This is a genomic window from Caenispirillum bisanense, assembly GCF_900230255.1.
Lineage (GTDB): Bacteria > Pseudomonadota > Alphaproteobacteria > Rhodospirillales > Rhodospirillaceae > Caenispirillum > Caenispirillum bisanense_A.
The window spans coordinates 43,754-65,324 of sequence record NZ_OCNJ01000011.1; the positions used below are offsets into that span (position 1 = coordinate 43,754).

Consider the following 21,571-nt stretch of genomic DNA (forward strand, 5'->3'; position numbering starts at 1 on the left):
GCGGCCCCGCCGGCCTCAGAACGGCCGCCCTTCCACCACCTGCCCGGTGGAGGGCACGAAGGTCTGGTTGGGTTCCAGCTGCACGAGGCGGGTGTTCTCGCCCCAGGCGACGGCCAGCACGACGCGGCGGGCGTCCACCTCGGCGATGCTGTAGAGCAGGCCGCTGTCGCCCGGCCGCAGGGCGCGGCCGTTGAGCCACACCGTCCAGTCCCCCGGCGCGCTCCACAGGATGCCCGACAGGTAGAGCGGCGTGCGCAGGAACGGCCGCAAGGGCGCCGCCGGCTCGCCGACGCTGCGGTCGAGGCCGCCTTCGCGCATGGCCGCCTCGATGGCCACCCGCTCCTTCAGGCTGAACATCAGCGTCACCGGCAGCGACGCCGGGTCGACCGGCGGCTCGGTGGCCGGCGTGGCGGCGGGTTCGGCCGGGGCCGGGGCCGCGTCCTGGGCGACGGCGGGACCGGCGGCCACCAGAAGGGCGGCGGCCGCGAGGGCCAGGACGGCGGCGGCGACGCGGCGCGGCATCATCCCTGCCCTCCGGCGGCGGAGGGCGCGGCGCTGCGCCACTGGAACAGCAGGCGGGCGCCCACCAGCGGCTCCGGGATGCCGTTGGACAGGCGGGTGAGGCCCTCGGGCGTCAGCGCCCGGCGCTCCAGCCGCGCGTCCTGGAACACCAGGAAGCCGGGTACCACGCCGGCGACGTCGCGGGCGAACTGCAGCATGTCGGCATCGAGCACGCCGGTCGCCAGCACCTCCACCGGCTCGCGCAGCACGTCGTAGGGCTGGCCGCCGACGGTCACCGGCCCCTGGCGCACCTGCGGCTGGAAGCTGATGCTGCCCTCCAGCCGGTTGCCGAGCAGCAGGGTCTTCACCGAATCCTGCGCCGCCAGGCGGTTGCGCTCGGCGAACATGCCGCGGGCCAGCGCCGCCTCGTAGGCGGTGGTGTTGTCGGCGACGTACTGGATGTCGTCGCGCAGGGTGCGGATCTCGGCGTCGACGCTGCGGATCTCGGCGTTGAGGCGGTCCGCCCGCAGGCGCCATTCGTCGAGCAGCATCTCGCCGCCGACGATGAGCGCTCCGCCGAACAGCAGCACGACGCCGCCGATGAGGATGGACAGGCGCGTCGCCCGCTTCAGGCGCTTGAAGGCGAGGAGGGTCTTGTTGGTGCTCATGGCGCCGCTCCCCGGCTGATCTCGATGCGCATGGTATAGGGGCCGGTCTCGCCGCCCTGCCCCGGTGCGCCCGCGGCCGGCGCGGGCGGCGGCGGGGCGCCGCCGGGTGCCGCAGGGTCTTCGGCCGGGCGCTCCAGGCGCACGGTGGTGGTCATGGTCTGGTCGGGCAGGATGTTCACCGGCGGGCGGATGAGCATGACCTTGGCATCGGGCAGCGCCGCCGTCAGGTCCTCCATCAGCCGTTCCGACAGCACCAGCGCCGCCTTGGCGTCGGTGACGTCGGCCAGCTCCAGCTCCATCCCGGCCCACAGGCCGCCGCGCGGCGGGTTGCTGCGCACGCCAGGCTGCGGCGCGGCGGCCGGCGGCACCGGCTGGCCGGGCTCGGGCAGCAGCAGGGCGCCGTTGCGCAGCTCCAGCACGGTGGCGTGGGCGCGGTTCTTCAGGCCCTGGTCGATGGCGCGCAGAAATGGCGGCAGGTCCGCCTCGCCGCGCCGCAATTGCGCCGCCAGCGCCATGGTCTCGCGCATGACGGCGGGGTTGTAGGGCAGCGCGGCGTGCTCGGCGCGGGTGGTTTCCAGCCGGCCGCGGGCGCGTTCGAGGCTCGCCGTGGCGCGCTCGATCTCCTGGTGGGTCTGCCACAGGGCCTCGCCGGTCAGCCACATGCCGGTCAGCACGCCGGCCGTCGCCAGCACCGCGCCCAGCGGCGCCAGGGGCTCCAGCTGGCGGGCGAGGTCCTGCCGCGGGTTGGCGGAGCGGCGGGCGAGCTTCAGCGCCGGCCGCGGCGCCCGGCCGAACCAGGCGGCGTGCAGCACGTCGCCGAAGGGCTGCTCCGGCTTGCCGACGCTGCCGAGGCCGAGGCGCTGGCCGACCTCGTGCGGCGTGGTGGCGAGCATGGACTGCGCCTCCCACGGCACCTGCCGCAGTTCCTCGGCCAGTTCCGGGTCGACGATGAAGGCGAGGTCGAGGGCGTCGCCCTCGCGGTAGCCCATGCGCTTGACGTAGGTGAGCGTCTGGCGGAAGTCGCGCGCCATGGCGGCGGCGGCCTCGCGGGCGTCCATGTCGTCGGGCGGCGCCGGCGTCAGGCGGGTCAGCATCATGCGACCCTGCTTGGCGACGATCTGGCGCAGGCCGCCCGAGATGTTCATGGTGGTCATGATGCGCCAGCGCACGCCGCCCTGCGCCTTGGCCTCGCCGGCGAACAGGGCGTTCATCAGCGCCAGGCTTTCCAGCGGCAGCAGGTGGAAGCCGTCCTGCGGGTTGGGCAGGCCCTGGTACCACGTCATCCAGGCGTCCAGGCGCGGCGTGCCGGGCAGGCCGCAGAACAGGTAGAACAGCTTGGCGCCGCGCGGATCCTGGCCCTGCGGCAGCGCCCCCTGCCACATGTCGGCCGGCACCGCCGAGGCGGCATGGCGGCGCATCACCTTGGCCTGGTCGAACCGCCCGACCTTGGGCACCGCCTCCTCGCGGTAGATCTGCTCGAAGGTGTCGGCCAGGAAGGCGACCGGCGTCTTGCGGTCGCGGTCGAGCACCGCCTTGACCTCGGCGATGCCCTCCTCGGGGTCGGCGGCGACGATCCAGGCGTTCTCCACGCGCGAGCCGCCCACCAGCGTCAGCACCGCGCATTCCTCGCCCACCGTCAGCACGTAGCGGCGGCGGCGCCCGAGGCGCAGGGTGAGCAGGGAGGAGAGGTCGAAGGACGCCATCTTGCCGGACCTCACACGCCGATCTTGTCGAAACTGTCGTAGATGGGGCCGAGCACGCCGGCGACGATCCACGCCATCATCAGGCCCGCCACCACCGTCAGGGCGGGTTCCGCCATGGCGATGAGCTTGTCGACGGTGTCGTCGACGTCGCGGTCGTAGAAGTCGGTGACGTTTTCCAGCGTGCCCGACAGATTGCCGCTCTCCTCGCCGATGCGCACCATGCGGGTCACCAGGCTCGGGAACTGGCCGGACTGCTTGAGCGCCGCCGACAGGGCCTCGCCGGTCTGCACCCGCTCGCGCACCACCGACATGGCTTCCGTCAGGCAGCGGTTGACCACCACGCGCTGCGCCGTTTCCAGGCACTGCAGGATGGGCACGCCGGAATTGAACATGACGGCGAAGAAGTGGGCGAAGCGCGACAGCGAGATCTTGCGGATGGTGGGACCGAGGGTCGGCACCACCAGCATCACCTGGTCGACCTTGTAGGCGAAGCCGTAGGACACCTTCATGCCGACGCGGATGCCGACGAACAGCACGATCGGCAGTCCGATCATCACGTACCAGCGATCCTGCACGAAGTCCGACGTGGCGATGAGCGACTGGGTGAGCATGGCCAGCTCGTTGCCCTGGCTCTTGAGGAAGCCCACCACCTGCGGCACCACGTAGCCCATCATGAAGGCGAACAGGAAGGTGATCATGGCCAGGATGAAGGCCGGATAGCGGATCGCCTTCTTCACCTTGGCGTTGACCGCGTCGGTCCACTTCAGGTGCTTGACCAGCTGGCTGAAGCTTTCGGTGATGTTGCCGCTTTCCTCGCCGGCCGCCAGCAGGGCGGTGAACACCGGGCCGAACACCTTGGGGTGCTTGCCGAAGGCCTCCGACAAGGGCGCGCCGTCGGACACGTCGCGGTAGATCTCGGCGATGATGTTGCGCAGGCGCGGCTGGTCGGTGGACTCGCGCAGGTCGGCCAGGGCGTCGATGAGCGGCACGCCGGCGGCCGACAGCTGCTCCAGGTGCAGGCAGGTCTGGATCAGGTCGCGCGTCTTCACCCGGCCCGACAGGGCGAGCGCCCACTTGCGCTCGGTGACCGTAGTGGCGTCCACCAGTTCCAGGCCCAGCTCGTGCAGTTGCTGGAACAGCTCGGTCTCGTTGACCGAGTTGATCTGCCCGCGGACGGAGCGGCCCTTCTCGTTGATGGCGCGGTAGGCGTACAGCGGCATGGCGCTACAACCTGTCGGTGATGTTCACCGCTTTCATGAGGCCTTCGATGCTCATCACCCCGGCGAGCACCTTGCCGATGCCGTCGTCGACCATGGGGACGAAGCCGTAGTCCCGCGCCCGCTCGCGGATGCGCGACAGGGGGGCGTCGGCGATGATCATCTCGTCGATGGTGTCGTTGAACGGCAGGATCTCCGACACGGCGATGCGGCCCTTGTAGCCGGTGCCGCGGCACTTCTCGCAGCCCTTGGGCTGGTGGATCACCGGCGGCCGGGCCGGGTCGACGCCGAGGATGCGGCATTCCCGCTCGGTCGCCGGCGCCGGCTGCTTGCAGGCGTCGCACAGCTTGCGGCCCAGGCGCTGGGCGACGACGCCGATGACGTTGCCCGACATCAGGCTCGGCCGCATGCCCAGATCCTGCAGGCGGGGGATGGCGCCGGCGGCGTCGTTGGTGTGCAGGGTGGTGTAGACCTGGTGGCCGGTCATGGCGGCGCGCAGGGCCATGCTGGCGGTATCGGCGTCGCGCACCTCGCCGACCAGGATGACGTCCGGGTCCTGGCGCATGAGCGAGCGGATGCCGTCGGCGAAGGTCATCTGGCTGCCTTCGCGGATCTGGCTCTGGCGGATCAGGCTCAGCTCGAACTCGACCGGGTCTTCCAGGGTCATGATGTTGAGATCGAGCGAGTTGATGTAGTTCATGATGGCGTAGAGCGTCGTCGTCTTGCCCGAGCCGGTCGGGCCGGTGACGATGATGATGCCTTCCGGCCGCCGCACCATCTTGGTGAGCATGTCGAAGTTGTGCTCGGAATAGCCGAGTTCGGTCAGCTTCACCTGGGCGCTGGACTTGTCGAGGATGCGCAGCACCAGGTTTTCGCCGTGCACCGTCGGCAGCGAGCTGACGCGGAAGTCGATGCGCTTGTTGGCCATGGCGAGCGAGAAGCGGCCGTCCTGCGGGTTCAGGCGGTCGGCGATGTTCATGCCCGACATGATCTTCATGCGGTGGCTGAAGGCGCCCCAGTGCTGCTTATGGATGGTGCGGATCTGCATCATCATGCCGTCGATGCGATAGCGCACGCGCAGGAAGTTGCCTTCCGGCTCGAAGTGGATGTCCGACGCCTTGCTCTTCACCGCGTCGAGCAGGATGGCGTTGACGAGGCGCACCACCGGGTGGGTGTAGCCGCCGGTGGTGTCGTCCAGCGCCGAGGCGTCCACGTCGCCGTCGCGCAGCTTCTCCAGCTCGCGCAGCACGCCGTCGATGGACAGCTCGTGACCGTAGTACTGGTCGATGGCCTGCTGGATTTCCGTGTCGGAACACACCAGCGGCTGGATCTCGGCGTCGGCCGGCAGGTGGCGCTTGATCTGGTCGAGCGCCATGACGTCGTAGATGTCGGCCATGGCCATGCGGACGGCCTTGTCCTGCATGGTCACCGGGAAGACGCGGTAGCGGTTGGCGACTTCCTTGGGGATGAGCTTCAGAAGCTCGGGGTCCACCATGGTGCCGGCCGGGTCGAAGCGCTCGAAGCCCGAGTCCTCGGCCAGCACGGCGGCGAGCGCCTGTTCCGTGATGAAGCCGAGGTCGACCAGCAGCTCGCCCATCATCTTGGGGCTGCGCTTCTTCTCCTGCAGGGCGACCTGCAGCTGGTCCTTGGAGATGAGGCCGCGCTCCACCAGCTTGTCGCCGAGGCGCACGGGCGGCCGGCCCGTCGGCCCGTCGGCAGCCGGCGGTGCGGCCGGCGGGCGCGGAAGAGGTTCGGGCGGAGGCGGAGGCGGAGGCGGCGGAGCGGCCACGACCGGGGGCACCGGCGCGGTGGGCGGCGGCGGAGGCACGGGCGCGGCGGCCTGGACCGGCGGCGGAGGCGGCGGTGCGACGGGCGGCACCGCCGCGAGCGGCGGCAGACCACCGGCGGGACGGCCGGCGGCCGGCGGCGTGGCCCTGGGAGCGGCGGCGGCGGGCGCGGCGGGCAGATCGGGCAGCGGCGGCAGGCCGCGCGGCGGGGCCGAGGCGGGCTTGGCGGCAGTCGGAGCCGCGGGTGCCGGCGGCAGGGCTTCCAGCGGCGGCAGCGCGCCGGCGGGCTTTGCCGGCGACGGCGGCGGCGCGGCGGGCGGCGGCGCCTCGGGCTCCGGCAGGCGAGCCTGGGCCGGAAGGGCCGGCGGCGACGGAACGGGCTTCGATTCCTCCGGCGCCCCGAGGTCGAGCGCCACCGCGGCCGGCTTCGGCGGCGGGGCCGGAGCGACGGGCGGAGCGGCGGCGGCGATCTCCTGCGGCGTGCCGAGGTCGAGCGCCGGGGTCCGCGGCGGCGCCGGCACCTCGGCGGGCGGCGGCGGGGCCGCTTCCCCCGCCCCCGGCGCGTCACCGAGTGCGAGCCGCACCGGGCGCGCCGGCGCCGGCACCGCCGGCCCGGTCTCCGCCGCAGTGGTCAGCGTCTCGCCCTGCCCCGGGGTCTCACCGAGCGTGAGCCGCATGATCCCTCACCGTTTCCCTTGCACTGTCCCGTCCGTCCGGCCGATCAGAAGGCGATCGGCCGCGGGTCGGGGGTGAACTTGTTGTAGAGCTCCACGTCGGCCGGATGGACGCTGTCGCGGCCGTTGACGATGGTGGCACGCAGGAAGATGACCAGCTCGACCACCTGCGTGTCCTTCTGCTCACGCCGGAACGGCATGCCGAGCAACGGCACATCCTTCAGCCCCGGCGTTCCGTAGTCGCGATTAGCAGTACGCTCCTGCATCAAGCCGCCGAGGACCAGCACATCGCCGCTGTGAAGCGTGACCATGCTGTCCATTTCGCGCACTTCCACCACCGGCACCAACGAGCGCACGGTAGCGTTCACCGTGGCGGCCTGCAGCTCGACACCGGGATCCGACACCCGGTCGACGATTCTAGACACAGTCGGCCGAAGACTCATCGCGACTTCGCGAGAGTCGAGATTGATGCTCGGCTGCACCGTAAGCACGAGGCCAACCGGAACCGTTCTCAACTCGGACTGGTAGGTGACCGTGTCGGGACCGTCGTCGTTCTGCTCCCGCTCCACCCGGATGGTGAAATAGACCTCGTTCTCGGCCACCTTCAGAACGGCATTCTGGTTGTTCAACACAGTGAGCCGGGGGTTGGACAAGGTTCGAGCCGTTCCGAACTCATCGACCAGATCGATGACCCCTTCGAAATTGACATCGCCTACGGATCCACGACCGCTGATCGTCGAAACGGGGCTGATGGTTTCCGGCGCCACGATGTTTCCGAGCTCGTTCAGACCGCGCCCCGAGAGCAGGCTGCTGGCACCCAAGACCCCGTAATTCGTCGTCAGCGCCGCTCGCCAGTCGATGCCGGCCCGATATTCATCCTTTAAGGTCACCTCGACGATCTTGGCTTCGATGAGAACCTGGGCCTGCGAGTTCCTCTGAACGGATTCGAGATACTTCCGGATTCTGACGTGCTGCCTCCCTGTCGTGTAGACGCTCACGATCCCGGCTTGGCGGTTCACGATGAAGTAGTGGCCGTTGTCTTCAGATTCTGACTCGGCAGACGCGCTTGATGCCTGCCCGTTACCTGCTGTCGACTGCGATCCGGTGGCGCCGGCCGCCAGCGCCGCCTGGATTTGTGTATCTCCAGGCTGCGGAGAGGCCCCGGGGGCTCCCGTTCCTGCCGAAGAGGTGGAAGAGCCCGAGACGGCGGCACTAGCGGGATTGGCGGCAGTGGGCGCTGCCCCGGCGTCCGTGCCGCCGGACGTCGCATTCGTGCCCCCGGTGCCTCCCGACGCAGCCTCTGCGGCACTCGAACGGGCTTGGCCTGTGACGCTGACCGTCCGCGGTACGCCGCCGGCTTGGCTTATGATTGTTTCGAGGTTGCTGCTGATTTCGGCCCACACATCAGCGTCCGCCGTGGTCGTCACGCTCACCGACGAAAGGTTGCTGCCGGTGGTCGTGGTTTGCCCGACCGAGGAAAACACGTCCGTCGAAGAGGCGATTTCCGTCTCCGTCTGACGGCGCTGGGCAAGAACATCCACCCGGTAGCTTTCCAGGTAGGGCTCGTCCAGTTCCACCCGCAGGCGGTTGTCGGCGAACTCGTAGCGCAGGGCGGCGAGGTCGGCGATGCGCTCCACCACGTCCTTGATGGGCCGGTCGCGCGCGGTGATGATGACGCCGCCCTCGATGCGCGGGTCCAGTTCGAGGTCGAGGTCGGCCTTGCGGGCGATCTCGATGAGCAGGTCGCGCACCGGCGTCGGCTCGGTCGCCTGGATGGTGACGCGGCGGCTGTCGGCCAGCGACGGCGGCTGCGGCGCGGCCAGGATGGGCTGCAGGGCGGGGATCGGCGGCTCTTCCACAGGGCGCGCGTCGGCGGCCGGACGGCGGGCCTTCAGGGCCTCGTAGTCTTCCTTGGTCAGGCCGCCCGCCTGGTCGTGGGCACCGCCGCAGGACGCCAGCAGCAGCGTCACGCCGGCCACCCCGAGCAGCAGGGAGCGCCGCACGGCGCCCGAAACCACACCCATACCCGATCCCCCTCGCACTAGACCATGGCCGGCGGCCATCGCATCCCTCACCAACTCGACCTCACATCCGCACTCAATTGCCGAGCGCCCCGAGCGTGTTGCCCGGCAGCAGCAGGCACACGAACAGGGCGCCGATCAGCGCCGGCCCGAACGGAAACTCGACGCCCCGCCCGCTGGCCCGCCACAGCAGGCCCGTCACCACGCCGGCGACGCCGGCGATGAGCGGGAAGGCGACCCATTGCTCCGGCTGCAGCAGCAGACCGGCCACCGCCAGGAACTTCACGTCGCCGCGCCCGAGCCCTTCGCGCCCGGTCACCAGCTTGAACCCGTAGAGCAGCGCGAGCCCCGCCGCATAGCCCGCCGCCGCGCCGATCAGCGCCGGCCACGGCGTGCCGTCCAGCAGCCAGCGGTAGGCCAGGGCGAAGGGCGCCGCCGCGATGTGCAGCTTGTCGGGCAGGATGCCGAATTCCAGGTCGATCACCGCCGCCGTCATCAGGATGACGGCGATGACCATGAGCAGCGCCGCCGGCAGCCAGTGGCCTTCCTCCGCCCACAGCACCAGCACGAAGGCCGCCGCCGTCGCCACCTCGATGAGCGGATAGCGCCACGACACCGACGCGCCGCAGTGCCCGCAGCGGCCGCGCCGCAGCGTCCAGCTCAGCACCGGCACCAGATCGAGCGGACCGAGCGGCGCGCCGCAACTGGTGCAGGCCGACCGTGCGGCGCCGATGGGCAGGCCCCGCGGCAGGCGGTAGGACACCGCGCTGGCGAAGGAGCCGCCGATCAGGCCCAGCAGGGCGGCGAGCAGAAAGTCCTCTATTCCCATCGCCACGACCCGTCGGGCATGCGCCGCCCCACCACCGTCGCGTCGCCGGCGAGAACACCGGCGGACGGCGGCGCGGCGGCAGCCTCGGCTGCGGGAGCGGGAGCGGGAGCGGCCGGTGCGGCGGGCACGGGCGCGGGCGCGGCGGCAGGGGCCGTGGCGGCGGCCGGCGCCGATACCGCCGCGCGGACCACCGGCGCCGGGGCGGCGGGCGGCTTGGGCTTGGCGTCGGGCACCGGGGCCAGGCGCACCGGCTCGGCCACCGGCGTGCGGACAGGGGTCGGAGGCGTGGCGGCCATCGGCGCGGCGGCGGTCTCGGTCCGCGGCGCGGCGGGCGCCACGGGTTCGGGCGCCGGGGCCGGACGCGGCGCCAGGGACGACGGCACCACCGGCGGCACCGCAGGCGCCGGGGCCGGCGGCGGACCGGGCTGGGCGACGGGCGTCGGAGCGGGCTCGGAAGCCGGGACGGCAGCCGGCACGGCCACGGGCGTCGGCTGCGGCGCCGGCACCACCGGCGGCGAGACGGCGACGCGCGGCCCCGGATCCTCCGCCACGGCGGGCGGTGCGGTCGCCTCGGGCGCGGCGGCCGGTACGGCGGCCGGAACCGGCCGCGGCGGGGCGGCGGGCGCCGGGGCGGGCGGCGGAGCGGGCGCGACCGCAGGCGCCGGGGCCACGGCAGCGGGCGCCGGTGCGGGCGCGGGCGCGGCGGGTGCAGGTGGCGGCGGGGCCAGGACGGCGGGCTCCGGCTGCGCTACTTCGGCCTCGCCGGTCAGCATGTCCAGGGCCCGGCGCGGCAGGTCGGGGTTGTAGATCAGCACGCCGGCGATGACGGCCGCCTCCACGGCGATGCTGCCCCACAGCAGGCGACGGCCCCACACGCCGCGCACCTTCGGGACGTCGCCGACGATGGCGCGGCTGTCCTCGATGGCGCGGCCGACGTGGGCGTCGGTGACCGGCATGGCGCTTTCGCCGTACGCGATGAGCAGCGCCTTGTCGGCCAGGATGTTGACGACGCGCGGCACCCCGCGGCTGGCGCGCGCCAGCAGGGCCAGCGCCTGCGGCGTGAACACCGGGAACTCCACCCCCGGCAGGCGGGAGCAGCGGATGCGGTGCTGCACATAAGCGCCGACCTCGGGCGCGCTCAGCGGCTGGGTGTTGAAGGCGAAGGCGATGCGCTGGTTGATCTGGCGCAGGTCGGGGCGGGCCAGCAGGGCGTCCACCTCCGGCTGGCCGAACAGCACGATCTGCAGCAGCTTCGCCGTCTCGGTCTCCAGGTTGGAGAGCAGGCGGATGGTCTCGAGCCCTTCCGCCCCCAGGGCCTGGGCCTCGTCGACCACGACGATGCAGGTGCGGCCCTCGGCGTGGGCGGCCACCAGGAACTCGTTCAGGCGGTGCATCAGTTCCGCCCGGTTGCCGGAGCCGGCCAGCCCGAACTCGATGCACAGCGCCGCCAGCAGCCATTCGCCGTCGGCCTGCGGAGCGTTGAGGTAAGCGACGCCGCCGCGGGTTTCCGGGTTGTCCATCAGCGCCCGCAGCAGCAGGCGGCACAGCATGGTCTTGCCGGTGCCGACGTCGCCGACGACCTTCAGGATGCCGCCCCGCTTGGCCGCGGCGTATTGCAGCGACTGCAGGATGTGGGTGTTGTTCGCCGTCGGGAAATACTGCTCCGTGTTCGGCGTCAGGCCGAAAGGATGCGTCGCGAGGGCGAAGTGGGCGAGGTAGGGCATGGTCAGGACCTCGCACGCAGGAAAGCGACGCGCTGGCGCACGGGCTGCGGGTCGATGCCGCCGCCGGCGCCCGCCTCGATGAGTTGCAGCACCTGCTGATAGGCGCGCAGCGCATCGGCGCGGCGACCGGCGCGATCGGTCACCACGGCGAGATTGTAATGGTAGAGGGCGTTGTCGGGCGACAGGCCGATGGCCCGCCGCAGGGCCGCGGCCGCCCGGTCGACGTCGCCGAGGCGGGCATAGAGCATGCCGAGCTGGGCGGGCACCGGGCTGAAGTCGGGCGCCTGCGCCTGCAGCGCCTCCAGCCGGCGGACGGCATCGCGCGGGGCACTGTCGCCGATCAGGGTGATCATGTTGGCCAGCGCCTCGCGGTTGTCGGGCTGCAGGGCCAGCACCCGCTCGTAGGCCGCCTGCGCCTCGTCCACCCGGCGCAGCTTGTGCAGCGCGGCGGCCCGGCCGGCCAGCGCCGCCACCTCCCGCGGATCGCGCTCGGCGATGGCGGTATAGGTCTGCAGCGCGGCGCCGTAGTTGCCGCGCACCAGATCCGTATAGGCTTCGGCCAGGCTCGCCTGGGTGTCGCGCGGCATCACCGAGACGCTGACGCCGCCGACGCCGCTGGCGCCGGGATCGCGGCCGACGGTGATGGGCGCCGACACGGCGGCGGCATCACGCCGCCCCTGATCGGCCGCCAGGGCATCCTCCACCGACACCCGTTCGGGCGGCTCCGGCGCCGTCACCGCCGAGGCCGGCGCCACGGCGGGCACGACGGGACCGGCATCGGCCGGCACGGCACGGCCGTCGGCGGCGGCCCGGCGGGCGGCGCCTTCCTTCATCAGCAGGGCGATGTCGTCCTCGGGATCGGCCGCGGCAGGCTCGGCCGGTGCGGCAGCGGCTTCGGCGGCGGGTTCCGCGGGACCGGCAGCGGCTTCGGCGGCCGGTGCAGGCGTCGGCTCGGCGGATGGAGCCAGCGCGGCCTCGACGGCCGGGGCGGGATCGGCTTCCGGTGGCGGCGCCGCAGCGACCTCGACGGCAGGCGCCGGTGCGGCCTCCACCGCCGACGCCTGCGCGACTTCGGGCGGCGCGGTCGGCGCAAGGGGCTCGGGCGCCGGCACGGCGGCCGGTGCGGCGGGGTGTTGTGCGGCGGCTTCGGGTTCGGGGGCAGGTGCCACCGTCGGCGGCGGGGCGGGCGCGAAGACGGGCGCAGGCGTCGGGTCGAAGGCGTCGGCGAGCAGGAGCTGGACGTCGTCGCCGAACACCAGCAGGGCGGCCACCAAGGCGCCGGTCAGCGACACGAAGACGAGGCCGAGAAGGCGCACGGCGGTGCGCAGGCCGTTCCGCCGTCGCGTCGGCGGAACGGCGCCCAGGGGCGCAGCACCGTAGGCCCCGCCGCCGGCGTCTGCCGGCTCGGGCTCCTGCGCTTCGGCGTTCTGACGCGCCGCCTTCTCAAGCGCCTTGAAAAGTACGCTCATCCACCACTTCCGACCTGTGGAGAGCCGGCGGCCGGCCGGTTCCCCTTCCCCCACCCGCGTGCCATGCGGCGCCGACGCGGATCACACCGCGCCCGCCGCCCCGCGGGACGGCACCAGAGTATCGACCAGAGGTGACGAATCGGTAAACCGCAAACCATTCGCCGCACCGCGCCCGGCTCGCTCGAAACGCCCCCACTCCTCGGCAGCACGCAGCCGTGCTGCGTCCGCGTTCAGCCTATGGAACCGACTCACGGAAAGCAACTAGGGCTAAAGTCAGCTCGGAGATTTTTCCTTCAAGCCCAAGGGCCTTCCCTGTGGGCATCCATCAGATGAACCAAATGAAGCGGGTTTCACTCGAACGAAACACGAGCTTTTCAGTCGTCTTTGGATCGGCTACCATCCGTCCCGAAACAAGCTTTCGAGGCGGAACCGCCCGACGACAGGCCGCTGCGCCGGGCCCTGCCGAAACAAACTTTTCCTTTTGCCGTTTCAACGGGAGGCATTTGATGAAAAACCTGTTTACCGCCGCCGCCATGGCCGCCCTCGCCGTCGGCGCCACCGCCGGTTCCGCCCAGGCCGGCACGACCTTCGACGCCGTCAAGCAGCGCGGCGAAGTGGTCTGCGGCGTGCACACCGGCCTCGCCGGCTTCGGTGCGCCGGACGCCCAGGGCAACTGGTCGGGCCTCGACATCGACGTCTGCCGCGCCGTGGCCGCCGCCGTGTTCGGCGACGCCAAGAAGGTGAAGTACGTCCCGCTGTCCGCCCAGCAGCGCCTCGCCGCCCTGCAGGCCGGTGAAGTCGACATCCTGTCGCGCAACACCACCTGGACGCTGACCCGCGACACCTCCAACGGCCTGAACTTCACCGCCGTGAACTACTACGACGGTCAGGGCTTCATGGTGCCGAAGTCGCTCGGCGTGAATTCGGCGAAGGAACTGGACGGCGCCACCGTCTGCGTGCAGACCGGCACCACCACCGAGCTGAACATGGCCGACTACTTCCGCGCCAACAACATGAAGCTCAACCCGCTGACCATCGAGGCCTTCGAAGAGGTCAACGCCGCCTACGCCTCCGGCCGCTGCGACGCCATCACCTCCGACGCCTCCCAGCTGGCCGCCATCCGCGCCAACGACCTGCCGAACCCCGACGATCACGTCATCCTGCCGGAGCTGATCTCCAAGGAGCCGCTGACCCCGGCCGTGCGTCACGGTGACGACCAGTGGTTCGACGTCGTGAAGTGGTCGATCTACGCCATGATCGACGCCGAAGAGCAGGGCATCACCTCGGCCAACGTCGACGAGAAGAAGGGGTCCGACAACCCGAACACCAAGCGCCTGCTGGGCGTGACGCCGGGCATGGGCGCCGCCCTCGGCCTGCCGGAAGAGTGGGCCTACAACATCGTCAAGCAGGTCGGCAACTACGGCGAGTCCTTCGAGCGCAACGTCGGCAAGGACAGCCCGCTGAAGCTCGAGCGCGGCCTGAACGCCCTGTGGACCGACGGCGGCCTGATGTACGCCCCGCCGGCCCGCTGATCGAGTAGTCGTCGCACGGTCGCCGGCGCCCTTGTGGGAAAGGGCGCCGGCGATCGGCCTTTTTACGGGTCGTGAAGGTTCATGGCTGAACAGAACTCATCCCGCGGGACGGGCAGCACCGCGGGCGGCCGCAGCGGGTCGTTCCTCAACGACACGCGCGTCCGTGCCGTGCTCTACCAGATCCTCACCATCGGCGCGGTCGTCGCGATCGCCGCCTATCTGGTGAACAACACCCTCACCAACCTGGCGGCGCGCGACATCGCCACCGGCTTCGGGTTCCTCGAACGCGAGGCGGGCTTCGACATCTCGGAGTCCGTCATCGGCTACACGCCCGCCGATACCTACGGCCGCGTGCTGCTGGCGGGCCTGATGAACACGCTGAAGGTCAGCGTCATCGGCATCGTGCTGGCGACGCTGCTCGGCACCATCGTCGGCATCGCGCGGCTGTCGAACAACTGGCTGGTGGCGAAGTTCGCGTCGGTCTACGTCGAAGGCCTGCGCAACATTCCGCTGCTGCTGCAGCTGTTCTTCTGGTACGCGCTGATCCAGACGGCCCTGCCGCACCCGCGCGACGCGCTGCAGCCGCTGGAAGGCTTCTTCCTGTCCAACCGCGGCTTCCGCTTCCCCTATCCGGTGTGGGAGACGGGCTGGACGCTGGCCCTGGTCGGCCTGGCGCTCGCCGCCGTCGCCACCTGGTGGCTGAACCGGCGCGCCGGCCGCATCCAGGGCGAGACGGGCCGCCGGCCGAACGTGATCGGCCCCGCCGTGGCGCTGTTCATCGGCCTGCCGCTGGCCCTGTGGGCCGTCGCCGGGGCGCCGACCGCCATCGACGTGCCGGAGCTGACGGGCTTCAACTTCCGCGGCGGCGCCCGGGTGACGCCCGAGTTCGCGGCCCTGCTGGTCGGCCTGACGCTCTATACCGCGGCCTTCATCGCCGAGATCGTGCGCGGCGGCATCCTGGCGGTGCCCTACGGCCAGACCGAGGCGGCCGTCGCCATCGGCCTGCGGCGCGGGCTGGTCATGCGCCTCGTGCTGCTGCCGCAGGCGCTGCGCGTCATCATTCCGCCGCTGACCAGCCAGTACCTGAACCTGACCAAGAACAGCTCGCTCGCCATCGCCATCGGCTATCCCGACCTGGTGGCGACCGCCAACACGAGCATCAACCAGACCGGCCAGGCGGTCGAGGGCGTGGCCATCATCATGGCCGTGTACCTGACGGTCAGCCTGTCTATTTCCGCCTTCATGAACTGGTACAACGGCCATATCGCCCTGCGCGGGGGACGCAAGTGATGCGCACCGACGAACGCGAACTCCGCAACCCCGCCTACACCCACACGGAGGAACCGGACGAGCCGACCGCCGGCCATCCGCCCACCCGCACGTGGGACCTGCTGGGCTGGACGCGCAAGCACCTGTTCAGCTCCATCCCCAACACCATCCTGACGCTGCTCTGCCTCTACCTGCTGTGGCTGGCGATCCCGCCCGTGGTGGACTGGGCGCTGCTCAGCGCCGTGTGGTCGTCGGACACCGCCGACGCCTGCAAGGTGGAAGGCGCCGGCGCCTGCTGGGCCTTCGTGGAGCAGAAGCACCGCTTCATCCTGTTCGGCCTCTATCCCTTCGGCGAGCAGTGGCGCCCCATGGTCGCCGTGGTGCTGTTCATCGGCCTCATCGCCGGCAGCTGCTGGCCGGGGTTCTGGAACAAGGGCCTGCTGGCGGCCTGGGCCGTCGGCCTGACGGTCTGCGGTATCCTCATGTGGGGCGGCGTCTTCGGCCTGACCTACGTGGAGAACAGCCAGTGGGGCGGCGTGCCGCTGACGCTGATCCTGTCCGTCGTCGGCATCGTGGCGGCCATGCCGCTGGCGGTGCTGCTGGCGCTGGGGCGGCGGTCGGACCTGCCGGCCATCAAGACGGTCTGCGTGACCTTCATCGAGCTGATCCGCGGCGTGCCGCTCATCTCGGTGCTGTTCATGGCCTCCATCATGTTCCCGCTGTTCATGCCGGAAGGGGTGACCGTCGACAAGCTGCTGCGCGCCGTCGCCGGCATCACGCTGTTCACCTCGGCCTATCTCGCCGAGGCGATCCGCGGCGGCCTGCAGTCGCTGCCGCAGGGGCAGTACGAGGCGGCCGACAGCCTGGGACTGAACTACTGGCAGAAGACGCGGCTCATCATCCTGCCGCAGGCGCTGCGCATCGTGATCCCGCCGCTGGTCAACCAGTTCATCTCGACCTTCAAGGACACGTCGCTGGTCATCATCATCGGTCTCTACGACCTGCTGACCACCGCCAAGACCGCGCTCGCCGATCCGGAGTGGCGCCAGTTCTATGCGGAGAGCTACATCTTCGCCGCCGCCCTCTACTTCTGCTTCGCCTTCTTCATGTCGCGCTACAGCCAGTATCTGGAGCGCCGCCTGAACACGGGAACCCGCCGATGACCAACGGTACCGAACCCACCCGCACCACCGTGGAACCCTCCGACGACGCGCCGAATACCCCGGCGCCCGGCGAGGAGGTGGTGATCAAGTTGCAGGGCGTGAACAAGTGGTACGGCCAGTTCCACGTGCTGCGCGACATCAACCTGAACGTCCGCAAGGGCGAGCGCGTCGTGGTCTGCGGCCCCTCGGGGTCGGGCAAGTCGACCATGATCCGCTGCATCAACCGCCTGGAAGAGCACCAGAAGGGCGACATCGTCGTCAACGACGTGACCCTGACCAACGACGTCAAGGCCATCGAGGCGATCCGCAAGGACGTCGGCATGGTGTTCCAGAGCTTCAACCTGTTCCCCCACCTGACGGTGCTGGAGAACCTGATCCTCGGCCCCATCTGGGTGAAGAAGACGCCGCGCAAGGAAGCGATCGAAACGGCCATGTACTACCTCGGCCGCGTCAAGATCCCCGAGCAGGCGAACAAGTACCCGGGCCAGCTGTCCGGCGGCCAGCAGCAGCGCGTCGCCATCGCCCGGTCCTTGTGCATGAAGCCCTCGATCATGCTGTTCGACGAGCCGACCTCGGCGCTCGACCCCGAGATGATCAAGGAAGTGCTCGACGTCATGACCGAGCTGGCGCAGGAAGGCATGACCATGGTCTGCGTCACCCACGAAATGGGCTTCGCCCGCTCGGTGGCCGACACGGTGGTGTTCATGGCCGACGGCCAGATCGTCGAGATGAACACGCCGAAGGAACTGTTCGCCAATCCCAAGGAAGAGCGGACCAAGCAGTTCCTCAGCCAGATCATCCAGCATCACTGATGGTGGAGGTGTTTCTGGAGTGATCGAAGTCGGTCACTCCAGGGCCCTCAGGCGCCGGGCGCGCGCGTTGCGCGCTTGGCTCCCGCGGCAGGGGCCGCGCGGCGCGGTCGCGCCGGTGAAGTATCGACGAAGGGCCGCTTCCGCCAGGGAGCGGCCCTTTCGCTTATCCGCTCACCCGACCGCCACCAGATCCTCCAGCAGCGCGGCCGCCAGATGGTAGCCGCTGAGGAACGCCAGCTCGATGCGCGGGCCGAGGCACCAGTCGCCGCACAGGGCGAGGCCGAGCGCCGCATCGTGCAGGAACGCCGCCCCCGCCGGCCGCTCCACCAGGGCATAGCGCCAGCGATGCGCCTCCAGGTGGACGACATGCTCCGCCACGCCCGTCAGCGCCAGGAAGCGGTCGAGCAGGGCCGCCGCCACGTCGGACGCCGCCGCCTCCAGGTGGCTGCGCGACCACTCGGGCGTCGCGTGCAGCACCCAGCAGTCGGGCCCCTCCGGCCGGCCCGGCTTGGTGCCGGTGCGGGCGGCCATGCCGAGCACGGGGTCGGCCTCCAGCCGGGCGGCATCGAACGGCAGGGCGAGCGCATCCTCCCACGCGGCCAGGACGGCCCAGCAGGGGGCGTAGCGCGCCGCGGCCAGTGCGGGAAAGCCCGCCGCCAGATTGCCCAGCAGCTCCGCCGCCTGGGGCGCCGGCACCGCCAGCACGACGCGGCGGAACGGACCGTAGGCGGTGCCGTCGGCGGCGCGCAGGGTCCAGGCGCCGCGGTCGTCGCGGGTGAGACGCTCGATGCGGGTGCCGCAGTGGACGGCGAGCCCCTCCGCCAATTCCCGCACGAGGCCGCTCATGCCCGGCACGCCGACCCAGCGGGGTTCGGCGGCGCCGGTGCGGGTGACGCCTTCCTCCCCCAGCATGGCCCAGGCCGCCGGCCAGTCGGCGGCGGTGCCGTGGCCGGCGGCGGCTTCAAGCATGGCGCGGAAGGCGGGATCGCGCGCCGTGGCGTACTGGGCGCCGTGGTCGAAGGCGAGCCCGCCGTCGCGGCGGCGGGTGGCGAGACGACCGCCGATGCCGCGGCCCTTGTCGAAGATCACCACCGACAGGCCTTCGTCGGCCAGCGCCCGGGCGCAGGCGAGACCGGCCATGCCGGCGCCGATCACGGCGATGGGGGCGGAAGAGGGACTCATGCGGCGGCTCCTGGTCGAGGTGCGAATGTGCGCAGCCTTTACGGTCGTTGCGGCACGAGTGGTTTCCTCTCTCCTCACACTGGGGGTGCGGCGGTCATTGTGCAATGCACAATCCGATGACCGATCAGTGAACCTGCAGTTTCGCCGCCAGCGCCAGCAGATCCTCCATGGGCGGGTCCTTGCGCGGCCAGCCCAGCTCCACCCCGTCGCCGGCGCGGCGCGGGAGCACGTGGACGTGGACGTGCGGCACCGTCTGCCAGCCGGCCGCCCGGTTGGCCTGCAGCACCGTCACCCCCTCCGGCGCGAAAGCCGCCTGCACCGCCTTCGCCACCTTGTGGACGGTGCGGAACAGGGCGGCGGCCTCGTCCTCGGTCATGTCGAGCAGGGTCTCGGCCGGGCGCTTGAGGGCGACCAGCACGTGGCCGGGGTTCACCTGGCCGGCGTCCATGAAGGCGAAGGTCAGGTCGTCCTCGTAGACCTTGGCGCAGGGCAGCTCGCCCTCGATGAGGCGGGTGAAGATGGTGCGGGTCATGGCGGCGGCAGGCTCCTTCAGGCGGGGCGGCGGGCGACGAGGCGGGTGACGGAGGCGGGGCCGCGGTGCAGCAGGCCCTCGGCCAGCTCGGTCTCCACCTCCTCGAGCAGCAGGAACTCCATGCCGCGGAAATCCTCTTCCAGCGTCGCGGCGTCGTAGAGCATCTCGCGCACCGGCGGCCCGCCCGAGCCGCGGCCCAGCTGGTCGGGGTGGAAGACCTCCATGAGCAGCAGGCCGCCAGGCTTGAGGGCGGCGTACATGGAATGGTGCATGGTGCGGCGCAGATCGGGGCCGAAGTGGATGTAGATGGCGGCGACGGCGTCGAAGGTGCCGACCGGCCACACCCAGTCCGTCAGGTCGGCCACCTGGGCGCGGATGTTCACCCGGCGGTCGAGCGCCAGCTTGAGCGCCTTCTGCACGGCCACGGGCGAGCCGTCCACCGACGTCACCCGCAGGCCCTCCCCGGCCAGCCAGACGCCGTTGCGCCCCTCGCCGTCGGCGACGGCCAGCACCTCCATGCCGCGCTCCAGCCGGTGGCGCTGTGACACCAGGAAGGCGTTGGGCTCGGTGCCGTAGACGTAGTCTCGGCCGGCGAACTTGTCGTCCCAGAACGAAGCGGACATCGGATCCTCGCGGCGGTGAGCAATGGGCGCTGCTACCATGGACGCTCGCGTGGCAGGCGTGCAACACCCCGTGGGAATCTCCGCCATGGTTTGCATTGCAGCGAAATCGTGGGTTGATAGTTCATTGCCAAATCGTTAAGAGTGCCGAGTTCCCGAAAGGGTACGGGGTGCGGCGGATCCGACGAGCTTCGGCACAGGATCCGGCCGGCGGACGCAGCGGGGGCGGCGGTCGCGGGCACGATCCACAAGTGGAATTCGTCCGATGTCCGGCATTCTGTCCGCCTTGACCACGTCGCATGCCAGTCAGGTCTTCACCGTCGCCCGGCTCGCCGCCCAGGCGTTCGAGCGGCGGGTGGGTCGCCTCGGCCTGACCGGCGAGCAGGCCATGATCCTCAGCGCCGTCCTCGACCACGCCAGCCTGCGGGCCGACGCCCTGCCGGCCCCGGCCGGGTGCCTCCCCGCCGATGCCCGCGACGCCGCCATCGGCCAACTGGCGGCGGAAGGCCTGGTGAGCGTCTCCGCCAACGGCCACCTCTCCGCCACCGCCGAGGCCGAACCGCTGCGCCCGGCGCTGACGGCGGCGCTCGACCGCATCGACACGGTGGCGACCAACGGCCTCGACCCCATGGCGCGGCAGGCCGCCCTCTACCTGCTCACCCGCTTGGCCGACAACCTGGCGCGCGACGTGGTGGGCGGCACGCCCGCGCCGGCCGCCCGGCCCTGCCCCGCCTGACCGAAGTTTAAGGTGCCGCCGCAGCCCGGCGGCGCTATAGTCCCGACTCGCGGCGGCCGGAAGAGCCCCGCGAGCCGCCTGCGGGCGGCGTTGGGGGACGCGGGCACCGTCATGCATGATCGAAATCGGTTTTTGCGGCAGGCCCTGCACTGGGCCGGCGTCGCCTTCGCGATCGGCATCCTCGCCGCCGCCGTCTTCGTCGTCCACCGCGCCCTGTCGCAAGTGACCCTGAGCGAGATCCTGGCCGCCGCCGGCCGGGTACCGGCGACGGCGGTCTGGCTCGGCCTCGGCTTCTCCATCCTCAGCCACACCTGCCTCTGCCTGGTCGACATGATGGCCATGCGCTGGGTCGGCGCCCGGCAGCCGTGGTACAAGGTCTTCGCCGCCAGCTTCGTCAGCCAGGCCGTCAGCCACAACGTCGGCTTCGGCGCAGTGACCGGCGGCGCCATTCGCTACCGTATGTATTCCCACAATCGGCCGGGCGCGCGGGTGAGCCCCGGCGCCATCGCCCGCATCATGGTGTTCACCGGCGGCAGCTTCGGCCTCGGCGCCGTGCTGTGGATGATCGTCGCCCTGCTGTGGAGCCCCCGCCAGGCCGCCGCCATCACCACCCTGCCCGTCGAGATGATGCACCTGCTGGCGCTGGCCGGCATCGCCGTGGTGGCGGTCGCCGCCGTGTGGACCTTCCTGGTGCGCCGGCCGCTGCCCCTGCCGGGCCTACGGCTCGATCCGCCGCGGCGCTGGATGCTGCCGTTGCAGGGCCTGCTCGCCATGGGTGACGTCGCCTGCGCCGGGCTCGTGCTCTACACCTTCCTGCCCGAGCACGCCGACCTCAACGTGATCCTCTACCTCGGGCTCTACACCACCGCCCTCATGGCCGGCATCGCCAGCCACGTGCCCGGCGGCCTGGGCGTGTTCGAGGGCGCCATCCTGGTCATGTTGCCGGGCATGCCGCCCGAGCAGGTGATCGGCGCCGCCCTGCTCTACCGCCTGACCTACAATCTGGTGCCGCTGCTGCTGGCGGGGCTGATGATGGGCCTGTTCGAGCTGACCCATCGCAAAGCCCCCGCCGCCTCGCCGGCACCGACCCCCGGTTTGCCGAACGAGGCGGCGGAGGAACTGGCGGCCTGAC

18 protein-coding genes are annotated in these 21,571 nt (G+C 71.2%); 6 read left to right on the forward strand and 12 right to left on the reverse strand.

What is annotated here, in order from left to right; genetic code table 11:
- Window positions 1-15 precede the first annotated feature (15 nt).
- The 9 genes from CRP50_RS20330 to CRP50_RS20370 form a co-directional block, all read right to left on the reverse strand.
- Window positions 16-525 (reverse strand): hypothetical protein, encoded by a 510-nt coding sequence (locus CRP50_RS20330; RefSeq protein WP_097281028.1) that lies wholly within the window; start codon window positions 523-525, stop codon window positions 16-18.
- Window positions 522-1,169 (reverse strand): hypothetical protein, encoded by a 648-nt coding sequence (locus tag CRP50_RS20335; RefSeq protein WP_097281029.1) that lies wholly within the window; start codon window positions 1,167-1,169, stop codon window positions 522-524. Before CRP50_RS20335 ends, CRP50_RS20330 begins: the two co-directional genes overlap by 4 nt.
- Window positions 1,166-2,872 carry a hypothetical protein gene (locus CRP50_RS20340; protein ID WP_141415210.1) on the reverse strand — a complete coding sequence of 569 codons (1,707 nt, stop codon included), beginning with the start codon at window positions 2,870-2,872 and terminating at the stop codon, window positions 1,166-1,168. Before CRP50_RS20340 ends, CRP50_RS20335 begins: the two co-directional genes overlap by 4 nt.
- An 11-nt stretch (window positions 2,873-2,883) precedes the next feature.
- The gene (locus CRP50_RS20345) at window positions 2,884-4,092 is read right to left on the reverse strand and encodes a type II secretion system F family protein (RefSeq protein WP_097281031.1); all 1,209 of its coding nucleotides are present in this window, start codon (window positions 4,090-4,092) and stop codon (window positions 2,884-2,886) included.
- Between the two features lie 4 nt (window positions 4,093-4,096).
- Window positions 4,097-6,553 (reverse strand): GspE/PulE family protein, encoded by a 2,457-nt coding sequence (locus tag CRP50_RS20350; RefSeq protein WP_245913578.1) that lies wholly within the window; start codon window positions 6,551-6,553, stop codon window positions 4,097-4,099.
- Between the two features lie 44 nt (window positions 6,554-6,597).
- Window positions 6,598-8,574: a pilus (MSHA type) biogenesis protein MshL gene (locus tag CRP50_RS20355; RefSeq protein WP_097281032.1), complete on the reverse strand. Its 1,977-nt coding sequence runs from the start codon at window positions 8,572-8,574 to the stop codon at window positions 6,598-6,600.
- 73 nt (window positions 8,575-8,647) lie between these two features.
- Entirely contained in the window at window positions 8,648-9,400 is a 753-nt protein-coding gene (locus CRP50_RS20360; RefSeq protein ID WP_097281033.1) for a prepilin peptidase, read from the reverse strand.
- Window positions 9,391-11,124 (reverse strand): ExeA family protein, encoded by a 1,734-nt coding sequence (locus tag CRP50_RS20365; RefSeq protein ID WP_097281034.1) that lies wholly within the window; start codon window positions 11,122-11,124, stop codon window positions 9,391-9,393. Before CRP50_RS20365 ends, CRP50_RS20360 begins: the two co-directional genes overlap by 10 nt.
- A gap of 2 nt (window positions 11,125-11,126) precedes the next feature.
- Window positions 11,127-12,593, reverse strand: a complete 1,467-nt coding sequence (locus CRP50_RS20370) for a tetratricopeptide repeat protein (RefSeq protein ID WP_097281035.1) — start codon at window positions 12,591-12,593, stop codon at window positions 11,127-11,129.
- 506 nt (window positions 12,594-13,099) lie between these two features.
- Here CRP50_RS20370 and CRP50_RS20375 point away from each other — a divergent pair.
- The 4 genes from CRP50_RS20375 to CRP50_RS20390 all read left to right on the forward strand — a co-directional run bounded on the left by CRP50_RS20375 (window position 13,100) and on the right by CRP50_RS20390 (window position 17,369).
- Window positions 13,100-14,125, forward strand: coding sequence for an amino acid ABC transporter substrate-binding protein (locus tag CRP50_RS20375; protein ID WP_097281036.1), 1,026 nt, complete (start codon window positions 13,100-13,102; stop codon window positions 14,123-14,125).
- 81 nt (window positions 14,126-14,206) lie between these two features.
- Window positions 14,207-15,415, forward strand: coding sequence for an amino acid ABC transporter permease (locus CRP50_RS20380; RefSeq protein WP_097281037.1), 1,209 nt, complete (start codon window positions 14,207-14,209; stop codon window positions 15,413-15,415).
- The gene (locus CRP50_RS20385) at window positions 15,415-16,557 is read left to right on the forward strand and encodes an amino acid ABC transporter permease (protein ID WP_097281038.1); all 1,143 of its coding nucleotides are present in this window, start codon (window positions 15,415-15,417) and stop codon (window positions 16,555-16,557) included. The genes CRP50_RS20380 and CRP50_RS20385 overlap by 1 nt, the downstream gene beginning before the upstream one ends.
- The gene (locus tag CRP50_RS20390; protein ID WP_097281039.1) at window positions 16,554-17,369 is read left to right on the forward strand and encodes an amino acid ABC transporter ATP-binding protein; all 816 of its coding nucleotides are present in this window, start codon (window positions 16,554-16,556) and stop codon (window positions 17,367-17,369) included. The genes CRP50_RS20385 and CRP50_RS20390 overlap by 4 nt, the downstream gene beginning before the upstream one ends.
- Before the next feature lie 171 nt (window positions 17,370-17,540).
- Here the strand turns inward: CRP50_RS20390 and CRP50_RS20395 are convergent, their stop codons facing one another.
- From CRP50_RS20395 to CRP50_RS20405, 3 genes are all read right to left on the reverse strand, one after another.
- Complete coding sequence (locus CRP50_RS20395) at window positions 17,541-18,551, reverse strand: NAD(P)/FAD-dependent oxidoreductase (protein WP_097281040.1); 1,011 nt, start codon at window positions 18,549-18,551, stop codon at window positions 17,541-17,543.
- A gap of 124 nt (window positions 18,552-18,675) precedes the next feature.
- Complete coding sequence (locus CRP50_RS20400) at window positions 18,676-19,083, reverse strand: HIT family protein (protein ID WP_097281041.1); 408 nt, start codon at window positions 19,081-19,083, stop codon at window positions 18,676-18,678.
- Window positions 19,084-19,100: 17 nt separating this feature from the next.
- On the reverse strand, window positions 19,101-19,706 hold the full coding sequence (locus tag CRP50_RS20405) for an SAM-dependent methyltransferase (protein WP_097281042.1): 606 nt from the start codon (window positions 19,704-19,706) through the stop codon (window positions 19,101-19,103).
- Between the two features lie 262 nt (window positions 19,707-19,968).
- Between CRP50_RS20405 and CRP50_RS20410 the strand changes: the two genes are divergently transcribed.
- Together CRP50_RS20410 and CRP50_RS20415 are read left to right on the forward strand one after the other, a co-directional pair.
- On the forward strand, window positions 19,969-20,439 hold the full coding sequence (locus CRP50_RS20410) for a hypothetical protein (protein ID WP_097281043.1): 471 nt from the start codon (window positions 19,969-19,971) through the stop codon (window positions 20,437-20,439).
- Window positions 20,440-20,550: 111 nt separating this feature from the next.
- Window positions 20,551-21,570, forward strand: coding sequence for a lysylphosphatidylglycerol synthase domain-containing protein (locus CRP50_RS20415; protein ID WP_097281044.1), 1,020 nt, complete (start codon window positions 20,551-20,553; stop codon window positions 21,568-21,570).
- Window position 21,571 lies beyond the last annotated feature (1 nt).